Below are 11,415 nucleotides of genomic sequence, written 5' to 3' on the forward strand. Positions count from 1 at the left end.
CATTACTTGGCGGGGATAGGGGTCTGAGCTCTAGTGTACTATTCGCTATTCTCTTATATTTTCTAGCGAACCATGAGAAAAGATTGAAATAAAGGAGATTTAACCCAAGGATAAAAGATATTTATAAAATCCTGGCTGATAGCGCCCGGCATCAAAGGACATCCACAAGGGACTGCCCCTAAAGGCGATAGCCGTAAGGCATCAGTACTTTATTTTTAAGCAGATCCCCTACTTGTATTCAGTAAGTAGGTCAGTTCAATCCTTTATAAGATATAAACAAACCGTTTAACCTCTTAGAATCTGCCCCCAAGCCCCTAATTCTGGGGTCTTTGAGTCCAGTCTCCCCCAGAATTGGGGGACGGAAGGGGGCCTGGATATCTGGTAGCTAATTGGGACCACCTACTTAACTGCTTTAAAGCAGTTGCAGGTCTCTAAATCAGCGCATATCTTAGAAGCACCCCTTGCCTGTCTGCAACCCATGAATCCTGATCATCAGTCTAAAAAGCAAGAACTCCACAACCAAGAAGCAAAGCTCAAAGAACGAGAAATCAAGGTGCGGATGCGTGAGTTGGAGTCAGAAATAGACGCGTCCACTCCAGGTAAGCTCAAGGCCAACCGCAAAGCGGCCCTGGCTCGCCCTTGGTATAAGCGTCTACCCAAAATCGTCAGGTTTGGCTTACTTATCCTTGGGGCGATTGTGGCCGTACGGATAGCCGCCTGGCTAGCTGGAGTACTGCTATTCTTTGGAATTATTTGGGTTGGATACAAACTTTTCCTGGAACGCGATTAGATTGAAGGGATAAGGATTTTATAAGCTCCAAAAATTGTGTCTGAAGAGGTTGCCATGGAACGCCTGTACATCAAAAGGTAAAACCTAAAGAATTCAAAATTCAAAATTCAAAACTCTCTTCTTTACTGCACGTCAGAATCCGGTGGCGATAGTTGAATCGGCTTATCCGACTCAACCGAGTCAACGCCAGCTACCTCTGACAGTGATGAGAGTTTATCTGAGGCGATTGAGCCAGTGACAATGCCAAGTGTGGAGAGAGTTTGCTCCACCTCTAGACCTGCAGATTTAAGCGCTTCGGTGACCTGATCAATCTGCTCCAGGTGAGCATCATCAATGGTGATATTTACCTTTACCTTATCCATATCATCTCCTGGATTTGCATTCACAGCATCTGACCCGCTGGGCCAACAACCCAATACTCCCACTGTCACAATGACAACAAGCAGCCAATGGGTAAGTTGTCGGAGCCATCTAGTATTGCTCATAATTCTTAGTTGCCGTTGCTGATCTTACATAAGAAATCAGCAACGGCCTTGTAAATGTACAGAAAATGTACAGCTCCACCCCTAAAGTAAGGGTGCCTGTACTAAACCGATGCCAACATCAGTGCCAGATAGGCCCAATCGTTGCGCGTCTCGCATGAGCCAGGCCCATAGCTCCATGCCACGGGCTCCAGTCGCCTCAGCATAGAGGGCGGCAATTCCAGACACGTGGGGTGTTGCCATGCTGGTCCCACTGATGTTGTTATAGCGGTCAGGCATGGGCCAGGTGGAATGCACATCCACCCCTGGTCCGGCAATATCCAACTGACCACCGTCCAGGTTGATGGTGCCATTGGAGAAGGACGCGACCTGTAGCTGATTATTCAGAGCCGCCACCGCCATTAGAGAAGGGGCATTGGCTGGGTAGCCAACAGGCTTGGGAGGAGCCAACCGTCTGCCAGTGGCTAGGTCAGTACTGTCATTACCAGCCGCTGCAATAATCAAGGAACCGCTGCGCAATGCCCGCTGCCCCACCCGCTCATAGATGGGGGAATAGGTATCGCCAGGACGAGTGGGCGCACCTAGAGACATGGAAATCACAGCACAGCCATTATTGACAGCCCATTCAATCCCAGCCAAAATGCCGCTGTCCGATCCAGAACCTCGATCGCTAAGCACCTTGCCTGCAAAAATCTCGGCATTATAGGCAATGCCGTAACGTGGCAGTTCTGGAGAATCCTTGGGACCACAGGCCGTGCCAATGCAGTGGGTACCGTGGCCATTGGCATCTTGGGCACTCTCTCCAGCGATAAATGATCGACTGTGGACCACACGACCAGCAAAATCAGGATGTGCTAGATCTAGCCCTGTGTCCAAGACAGCAATCTTAATTCCCAGACCGCTATAGGTGGACTCTATAACTCGGGTAGCCTTAAGTCCCCAGGTAGTTTGGTCATCTTTAAATTCTGGATAATCGACCGGTTGGTCATGGATGTTTAGTTGTCCCTTCTGTGCACCGGCTTGTTCGCATAGGTGAGTGGCTGCGTCACTATACCCCCGTAGATAATCGGCCGATAGCCCTGCCTGACCAATGGCGTAGACTATCCGCTCTGGCTGAATGGCCAACACATTGTTATGGGCGGCAGCACTGGCTCTGACTGACTGGGCCTGATCGGGGTCAAGGGGGACGACGGCCACACCTAAGCGATCAAATACTGACGCATTAGGACTCTCCAACTCGGCTGTGGTAAAGGCATGGTCCTCAAAATCAGCCGCTCTGGCAACCCCCGAAATCCCCGTAGCACTGGATAGGGCTTGGATGCCTGAACCCAGGTCTTCTTCTGGCAGTAGTACAAGGTAACGCCCTGTAGTTTCTATAGTCATGATTCACCCTTAGTTACTTACAAGTGTTTTTAGACGAATACTCTCGCCCTAAGCTCAATACAACTTGCGAATAACTCATTGCGTCATACCGTCAATGAAACGTAATCTTAAGTAAGAAACTGACGATAGGCCCACCCCAATGCGCGGCGAGTAAACCACAGATATAGTCCTGTTAATAGTCCCAATACCAGAGCGATGTCCCAACGGCCTACCTTGATGGCGGCAGGGACCCAGGTACCAACCCCAAAGGCAACTCCGTAGGCGCATAGACCACCGCAAAGCGCGATCGCACTTTGCCAAATTCCTGACTGACGAGCAGCCCAAAACCCAAAACCAGCCCCGATAATGGCCCCAACAACCGCCCCGACAACGGCCCACTTGGGATTTTGTCCGCTCAGCTGTCCAAAGCTGTAAAAACCAAGGATGGCTAAGGATGACATACCGCTGATCAGTCCGGTTAGACGCAGGGGAAAAGGCTTAAGAGTATGGAGTCCTGCCGCCGCACCAGCAAAGGCCAGGAAGCTGCCTAAAATGATAGTTAAGCCCCATTGTGGACTACTGGGAGCCAGACCCAAAACGCTAAAGACTAAGGTGCTAATGGCATGGAATGCAAAGAGTGCGATCGCAACTAAGACCGGAATAGACCAACCTTGACGACGTAAAAATCGACGATAATTCTGACCCATAGTCAAAAAAATAAGTAATACTCACCACAAATGCATCAGGAAGTCTGCTAGAGCAGTTGTAGAATTAGCCCTTGTTAAATCTACAAGTAAACCCTCAATTTTTTGGATAGGATTCCATGTTTGGTTGGCGAAAAGTGACAGAAGGACTGATTTGGCTGGGTCTATTGACGCCGTTGGTTCTATATGGAAGCTATAGCCTGCGCCGTCCTGATCGTAAAGCCATCACTCATCAGCCACTCTTTCAAGGCATTGTCTACAGTCGACAAGTCAAAGACCAGCCCAGGCCTCAAATTATTCATATCTTTGATATTGACCTCACGACTCCAGGGGTGAGGCCCTACACCACCCCTGGATATGAGGGAGCAGAACCCAATCGGGTTGGCCTCCAAGGACGAGAAACCCTGGCTCAGCGCACCTCAGATTTTTTGCAGACCCATAACTTGCAATTAGCCGTCAATGCCAACTTTTTCTTTCCTTTTCGCGAACTCACACCCTGGAACTATAGCCCCCGTTCAGACCAACCCATTAACATTTCTGGGCTGGCCATGTCCGATGGAGAACTCGTATCTATTCTCAAAACAAATCGCCCGACCCTGTGTTTTATCGAACAGCGAGCAGTGATTCGCGATGATGGCAGCTGCCACAATGGGACTCAACAGGCCGTGGCTGGCAATTTGCCGATGTTGGCAAACGGAGAACCAACAGATAAGGTAAAAAAAAGAATTTTGGTTGAGAACAATAAGCCTTATCCCTTTACAGTAGCGGCTTTAGATGCCGATGGCACTCGTCTCTGGTTAGTATTAGCCGATGGGAAACAACCCCTCTATGCCGAGGGAATTACCCTGCAGGAGATTACTAATCTGGTGAAAGATTTGGGCGCAGATACAGCCATTAGGCTAGATGGAGGTGGATCAACAACGGGGGCGATCTCAACCCCCAAGGGTCCCAAAGTTCTGAATGTCCCGATCCAGGCTAAAATCCCCGGTCGAGAGCGTCCCGTAGCCAATCACTTAGGTTTCTTTGCTAAACCATTAGAACCTTAGACATCGGTTCTTAAAACTTTCTTCAACGCTGAACCATTAGAACCCTAGACATCGGTTCTTAAAACTTTCTTCAACCATCCTCCACCATCTAGAATTCTTGATTACACTAAGGCATACCATCATGGTCTATGGAGACTGAGCGTATGTTCTTGAAAGTTATCGGTGGCTTAGTAAGCTTCGTTCTCATCGCATTTGTCGCTGGGTTTGCTTTACCCAGTCAGGTGCATGTGGAACGCAGTCTGTTGATCAGCGCTCCACCGACCAAGATCTTTCCATTGATTAGTGATTTAAACCAATGGGATGCCTGGTCTCCTTGGGCTGAGATGGATCCCGATGCTGAGATGACGATCAGTGGCACTGGTGTGGGCCAAACGATGCAGTGGCATAGCGAAGATCCTCAGGTGGGTGACGGGTCTCAGGAAATCATTGCCCTTGAGTCTCCTAACTATGTGAGTAGTCATTTGGACTTTGGTGATCAGGGTATGGCCGATGCCATGCTAAAGCTGGCTCCCCAGGATGAGGGTACGCTCGTTTCCTGGACGTTAGACTCGGATATGCGGGCGGGGGTACCCACACTCATGCAGCCTATCAGCACCTACTTTGGTTTCATGATGGACAGCATGATCGGCACAGAGTATGAGAAAGGATTGAGTAACCTGAAAGCGTTAGCAGAGAGTTAAAACCGTTGCCACCAAGTTGTTTCTAAATCTGGGTAGAGCCAGGTTGCCTGACTCAGCAACTCGTCAACAATCTTTGCGGGCAGCAATCGTCCATCGATTGTGATGACATTTTCGTCTGGGCTAATGGGTTCAACGGCTGCTAATTGACTAGCCAGCATTTCAGGCTTCATATAGTGATTTGATCGTCTTCGCAACCGTCGCTCTAGATCTACGCTAGGTACATCGAGCCACACCAGCTGCACTCGTTCCAAGGAGGTCAGCCGCTGTCTATAGGACACCTTTAAAGCAGAACAGGTCAACACAGTCTCTCGTTTTTTAGCAATTGCCCGATGTATATCCTCTTCTATTTCTAAAAGCCACTGGTGTCGATCTTTATCGTCAAGGGGCTGTTGCGATCGCATTTTTAGAATATTTGGCACAGGATGCCTGCGATCGCCTTCTAAAAAGTCACTTTCTAGTCGTTCAGCCAGCAGTCGTCCAACAACCGTTTTGCCCGAACCGGAAACCCCCATCATGATCCATATCAGTGGGCAGTCGTTCATTATGTCTTGTTCCATTACCTAACCTGGCACAGACATATAATACTAATGGAAGATAAGCAGACGCATCAGAGCAAGCGAATCATATAGGGGTATAGGAGTATCAACTTAATGCGGGACGTTTTCTGGAAGATAGTCGTTGGGAGTGAGTCGTTAAACTCCAGTCAGGGACTAACGACCAACCCCGAACCACTCACTTCCTGACCTGATCAGAATTTCCCGGCTTACGCGGATCCCCTCATATAACTAGATCATCCCCAAAGGAGTCAACAAAGTAAGTAGGTTATCCAAATTAGGCTTCAGATGCTGAGGCCCCCTTCCGTCCCCCAATCCTGGGGGAGACTAGACTCAAAGCCCCCAAAATTGGGGGTTTGGGGGCCTTTCGAGGAGGCTGACTTCTGATCTTCTATCTTATAAATGATTAGGTCAACCTACTTATCAGCCTAAAGTGTCAACCAACGACTGCGAGCCTGTGAACCATCGCCACGGCGAGCCATCGCCAGAAGAAAATCACTGGTACCAATAAACAAGGTATAGATCACACCGACAGCAAAGTCTTCTTGATCAATGCTGCTGGAGGGCAAACCTGCAGTATCCCTATCATCAAAGACGTCAAATCGATAAACGGGACCTGATAGGGCGGTTCTTGTTTCGTCCTGCGCTTGCCTCAGAGTAGTATCACTGGATTCCACTTGCCGAAATGACAGGATATGTAGCGATCTTTTCGTACCGATGCCCTGAAGAGCACGATACATGCGCAACGTTGCCAGAATTCGGCCTGTATACTCCCGAAAATCAATTTTTCTGGTTAAAGCAATGGAAAATCTCCCTTCCAGTGCGCTTAAGGTATAGTCTGCCTGTTCATATCTAGGATAGCGAACCGTAGTGCCACTGCCATCTTCTGATAACACTCGCGGCCCTCGTAATCCGTCCCAAGAGACACTCCCCGGCGTAGCCCCATTCTCTTCATCAGTCAATGGACAGACCGTTCCGGTTCCAGTTGCACTACTGGACTGATCGCCGAAGAAGGTTCGTTCCGTATCTGGGGCCACTGCTGGCCAGAAGGTACTTAAAGCAGCACAAAGCTTCGCATCCTCTGGAAATGGACTGCCTAAACCATAGGATGCCAGGTGAGTGCCGCCACCAGGCACCCGATCACCGCTGGTGTCCCAACCAGGGGCAAATATCCCAGCTGCAGCATCAGGCAGTGTTGCATGGCGCAGCGTTGTTGGCATCATCGATTTTGCTTTTAGGAGGTCGATACGTTGTAGGGTCGTTACAATCGCTGTTACGGTATCGTCATCTCCCTTAAATTCAGAATTTGTCAAGGTAATGTTGGGTGCTGAACGCTCATCTGACAGGGGTATCGGCTGGGCACGCCAAAAATTCCAAAAGCCCTCCTGCACTAGCTGCTGCAACCAGGTTGGCTGGTTCGACAACACACGTTGGTCCTGAATGCTTAACCACCATTCGTACACTTCACGCTGATCAACCGCTGGGAAAAAGTCAGGAGCAGCGATCAGGGAATAGGCAGGAATAGATTGCAAACTATCAAGACCAGACACAGTTGCCTTAACCCAACCATCAGCTGTGAAATCGGAAATATTAAGGGCTCGATAAGTGCCTGCTGTAGCTCGGGTAACCGCATCAGAACGATCGCCAAAGTAGACCGCATTACCCTCGCGCACATCAAACCGGACGTGGGCATATTCCGGCCATGGGCGGACTGGCGGCTGAGGTGCATTCAGGGTGAGCGTTGGCGAAAAGGCACTACTAAAATTACCTCCACTCATCGGAGGTGCCTGAAATGTCAGGGGCGCATTGCTAAAGGTAGCCCTTGCCGCTAGCGGGTGTGGTTGTGGACTGAGTAAACCGCATCCATTCTGAGGAACCGTTAACCAGTCTGTCAAACCTTGTTCATTGATAAAAGGGGATTGCTGACGATCAGTCCCACTAAAGCCCGATGGAAAACCAGAATTTTCTAAATGCTCATGGAGACGCTCCAGCTTTTTGTTCTGATGGCGGGCAGATAGGGAAATTTGCAATGTTTCTCCTCGCAGACATTCACTTCCATCAAAAAGTTTATGCACTGGCACCCAGAAATTTCGACCCTCATCTCCCTGGAGGGCACGGGCAGGGCCAAAACGACCTTCTTGGGCAACCGAACGAACAGCTAACCAGGTACTGTAATGGCAAGGCAAAACACGAATTGTATTGGTGCTATCACCATCCCGAAAGGGAAAATAGCCGCGCATTTTACCATCATAAATAGCCCCTACCGTTCCTACACGGGCTGTTCCTGTGCGGGAATGGCATAAATCTGCATAGCGCTGGTGGGGGGTTTCAGACGCTGGTCGATACTCTGAAGCAAAAACAGCAACAGCCAGCTCAACAGTATTAACATTGGCATCCAAGAGTTCAGCCGCATATCGTTGCACATCCGATAGGCTGCGACTGGCCTTCGCAAAAATGTAATTGATAATCGTATCGAGTTCTTCTAGCGTTGGAAAATCTTTAATCGATTGACTCAGCGGTCCCAAGGGAGTGTCTTGCTCTGGCACCAGGGTGACATTAGGAGACGCAAACGCATGATAGAGCAAGCTAGCAGCAGGATCCCCTGGCTCGATGCCCTTAGCTCGACTGGCAACAAAATCCTCAAACCCAGGAATTGTCCGATCAACATCAACGTCTACAGCCAACGCACTTGCTAGTGCCTGCTCGCTAGTTTGCTTAATATCAATGCCATGCTTTAGCATCAGGTCCTGCCAGCCCGCATCAGCAAGACGATCGCAAATTTGTTTCACATCAGTGATCAGTGCCATAGTAGGTTATCTCTCCATATTTTTAGTAGTGGATCATGCCTTGGGACATATCTAAACAGTGCTTGCTAACACTGTTGTTTCTTGCTGCTGCGGTTTTACGTTTCCGTCCCAATAAAGTTCTCTTAGGCGACTGACATCGCTATGAAACCAGTCCTGTAACCATTGAGAATAAAACTTCGCCGCCAGGGTATTTGAAATCTTGCCTTGCACAGAGACAACAATCATATGGGCGACCTGCATTCCCGACATTAATGCCCTGAGCACGCCATGGGAAGAGGCTGGGTCTAAAACAGCCGCCGCATCACCCATCAGAAACCAGTTCTCTCCGGCTAATTTCTCTCCAATCCGCCATGTCATATCTTCTCCTTTACTAGAGCCAATGGCTTCAAAGTTTTCTAGCAGTGGTGGTCGCCAGACAGAACCTGGATCAACACCGTCAAACCGCATCCGGACCCAGGCGCACCGATTCTCCCGAACCCGTGCTATCCAAGTCCAGCCGTCAGGATCACGATGCATCAAGGGAGTCTCAAACGCATCAACTGCCGCTGGGCAGGTTACATATCCATAACGCACACGAAATTTAGGTGAGTACTTCAAGGAGTGCAGACCTAGCTTATGGAGCAACCATTGGGACCGCCCTGATGCATCTAAAAAGTAACGCGCCCGAACGGCCCCTCTCTCTGTATTCAATCCAACAAGTTCAGCCCCTTCCAGATGAATGTCTCGCACCCGACAGGGTTGCCAAACGGTTACGCCACAGGCCTTAGCTTGTTGGAGTAGTATTTGGTCAAGTTCTGGCCGCCAAGCTTGATATCCATACCATTCATGGTGTTCATCTTTGCCAAATTTTTCTGTTCGTCCCAGGATTTCTTGATCCCATATAATTCGATGTCCCGCATGACGAATGAATCCCTTTGCGTTAACTTCAGAGGCAATACCAAGGGCCTCAAATATCGGTTCCACACCAGGATGCAATGATTCCCCAGGACGGTGTCTGGGAAATTCAGAGGCTTCAATGAGCAAAACATGCAAATTCTTACGAGCAAGGGTAATGGCTGCTGCACATCCAGCCGGACCAGCACCGATTATGGCCGCGTCATAAAGCATATCAATTATTTCTAAGATCTTCAAAAGCTCTAAATAACAAACATGATGCGCTGCTTTTAATAAGACAATTCGCTGACAAAAGATGGATTTATCAGGTTTAGAACCTATCTTTTTGACATGTATTCAAGATGGAATATTTACACCTATCTGGCATTACCCTTGGGGGTACTCTTTACTCATGTAGTATCCATCAAAATCTCTTTGGACCACATACTTATACGGGTAAGATTTTGACTGTGAGCAGATTGGAAAGGATATTTGTTACTTAACTATATATTCAGCCTGTATGTACTCAGGATGGAATAATTTATCCCAACCTGGTGATACCCTCAGGGGTACTTTCTTTCCACTTTTAAAGTCTGTTAGTTGAGCTAGGACAATGATGATTCGCGCAAGCCTTAATTTACCAAGCTAACCTGACGTGAGACAGACGGGTGAATTGGTCAATTGCTGATGCGCCTTCATCGGGTGGGTCGAATCTAAATTTCCTTGCTACTTTTATGAAAGTCAAGGCTTTTGGAGCGGATCAATGGTAACTACACTTCAATTCAAAAATGGCGACCAGATGCCGATGCTAGGGTTAGGTACATGGAAGTCTGCACCGGGTGATGTGTACACTGCCGTCAAAAGTGCGATCGCAACGGGATATCGCCACATCGACTGTGCCCACATCTACGGCAATGAAGCAGAAATCGGTAAGGCCTTATCAGAGTCCATTAGTGAGGGGGTAGTGACCCGTGAGCAGCTATGGATTACATCCAAGCTCTGGAATGATTCCCATGCCCCCAACGATGTACGTCCGGCGTTGGAGAAAACTCTCTCCAATCTACAACTGGACTATCTAGACTTGTATCTCATCCACTGGCCCGTCGCCCTGAAAAAAGGCGCGTCATTTCCATTAACGCCAGACAAGCTCGTCTCTCTAGAAGTACTGCCCATATTAATCACCTGGTACGAAATGGAAGCCCTGGTAGATGCAGAACTCTGTCGTCATATTGGTGTCTCTAACTTTAGTACAGCTAAACTACAGGCATTGCTAGAGAATGCACGCCTACAGCCAGAGATGAACCAAATTGAGCTGCATCCCTACCTCCAGCAGCCCTCAATGCTCGATTTTTGTCAGGAAAACAACATTTATCTGACAGCCTATTCTCCCCTGGGCTCATCGGATCGACCTACCAGCCTCAAGGCAGCTGATGAACCCGTGTTATTGGAAAATACAACCATTGCATCCATTGCTAGGGGCCATGGTGTGACATCGGCTCAGATACTCATCAGTTGGGCCATGCATCGAGGCACTGCGGTCATTCCTAAATCAGTGAACCCGGAGCGAATCAAGCAAAATCTGGCAGCGGCAACGGTATCCCTGACCCAGGAAGATATGGCTGCGATCGCAGCCCTTGATCTAAATCGTCGCTATGTTAGTGGCAAGTTTTGGGAAATTGAAGGGGGACCCTACTCCTTAGCCAATATCTGGGATATGTAGTCCCAGGATGATCTAGATCTATAGCCAGGGGGGTGGAAATGCGCTGATTAGATCCTAATCAATAGCGAAATATTTGTGACACGTACCAATGGCAGAAATAAAATTGTCAGTAAGTAGGTTGACCTAATCATTGATTAAGATCGAAAATTGAGAGTTAGCATCCTCGAATATGCCCCCAAGCCTCCAACATTGGGGGCTTTGAGCCTGGTCCCCCAGGATTTGGGAAACCCCAATTTGCCTAATTGGGAAGTCGTCACTCCTGCCATTGAAGGGTGGCTCGGTACCTGAAGCATAGTCTGGATAATCTACTTGCTGTATAGCTTTTGGACTTTGTACAAATTTGTAGAGAGGGATGTACGAAGAAGCGGCAATAGGCGATAAAGAGCAAATAAAAACA

The 11,415-nt window shown here is 48.7% G+C and carries 10 protein-coding genes; 4 read left to right on the top strand and 6 right to left on the bottom strand.

Translation table 11 applies throughout. The features are described from left to right. The first annotated feature begins 478 nt into the window (after positions 1-478). On the top strand, positions 479-790 hold the full coding sequence (locus tag IXB50_RS21560; protein WP_215611062.1) for a hypothetical protein: 312 nt from the start codon (positions 479-481) through the stop codon (positions 788-790). Between the two features lie 122 nt (positions 791-912). On the opposite strand, the gene IXB50_RS21565 is transcribed toward IXB50_RS21560, so the two are convergent. The 3 genes from IXB50_RS21565 to IXB50_RS21575 form a co-directional block, all read right to left on the bottom strand. Next, positions 913-1,275 (bottom strand): hypothetical protein, encoded by a 363-nt coding sequence (locus tag IXB50_RS21565; protein WP_246564857.1) that lies wholly within the window; start codon positions 1,273-1,275, stop codon positions 913-915. A gap of 81 nt (positions 1,276-1,356) precedes the next feature. Then, positions 1,357-2,655 carry a S8 family peptidase gene (locus IXB50_RS21570; protein WP_215611063.1) on the bottom strand — a complete coding sequence of 433 codons (1,299 nt, stop codon included), beginning with the start codon at positions 2,653-2,655 and terminating at the stop codon, positions 1,357-1,359. Positions 2,656-2,762: 107 nt separating this feature from the next. Next, positions 2,763-3,341, bottom strand: a complete 579-nt coding sequence (locus tag IXB50_RS21575) for a hypothetical protein (RefSeq protein WP_215611064.1) — start codon at positions 3,339-3,341, stop codon at positions 2,763-2,765. Positions 3,342-3,457: 116 nt separating this feature from the next. Between IXB50_RS21575 and IXB50_RS21580 the strand changes: the two genes are divergently transcribed. After that, positions 3,458-4,384, top strand: coding sequence for a phosphodiester glycosidase family protein (locus IXB50_RS21580; RefSeq protein ID WP_215611065.1), 927 nt, complete (start codon positions 3,458-3,460; stop codon positions 4,382-4,384). 128 nt (positions 4,385-4,512) lie between these two features. Next, entirely contained in the window at positions 4,513-5,064 is a 552-nt protein-coding gene (locus IXB50_RS21585; RefSeq protein ID WP_246564858.1) for an SRPBCC family protein, read from the top strand. On the opposite strand, the gene IXB50_RS21590 is transcribed toward IXB50_RS21585, so the two are convergent. From IXB50_RS21590 to IXB50_RS21600, 3 genes are all read right to left on the bottom strand, one after another. Further along, entirely contained in the window at positions 5,061-5,621 is a 561-nt protein-coding gene (locus tag IXB50_RS21590; RefSeq protein ID WP_246564860.1) for a gluconokinase, read from the bottom strand. The two genes, IXB50_RS21585 and IXB50_RS21590, sit on opposite strands and share 4 nt — an antisense overlap. Before the next feature lie 425 nt (positions 5,622-6,046). Then, positions 6,047-8,425 (bottom strand): hypothetical protein, encoded by a 2,379-nt coding sequence (locus tag IXB50_RS21595; RefSeq protein WP_215611066.1) that lies wholly within the window; start codon positions 8,423-8,425, stop codon positions 6,047-6,049. 51 nt (positions 8,426-8,476) lie between these two features. Continuing rightward, on the bottom strand, positions 8,477-9,532 hold the full coding sequence (locus tag IXB50_RS21600) for an NAD(P)/FAD-dependent oxidoreductase (protein WP_215611067.1): 1,056 nt from the start codon (positions 9,530-9,532) through the stop codon (positions 8,477-8,479). Between the two features lie 529 nt (positions 9,533-10,061). Between IXB50_RS21600 and IXB50_RS21605 the strand changes: the two genes are divergently transcribed. Beyond that, positions 10,062-11,018, top strand: a complete 957-nt coding sequence (locus IXB50_RS21605) for an aldo/keto reductase (protein WP_215611068.1) — start codon at positions 10,062-10,064, stop codon at positions 11,016-11,018. The last annotated feature ends 397 nt before the right edge of the window (positions 11,019-11,415 follow it).

The organism is Leptothoe spongobia TAU-MAC 1115 (assembly GCF_018739885.1).
Lineage (GTDB): Bacteria > Cyanobacteriota > Cyanobacteriia > Phormidesmidales > Phormidesmidaceae > Leptothoe > Leptothoe spongobia.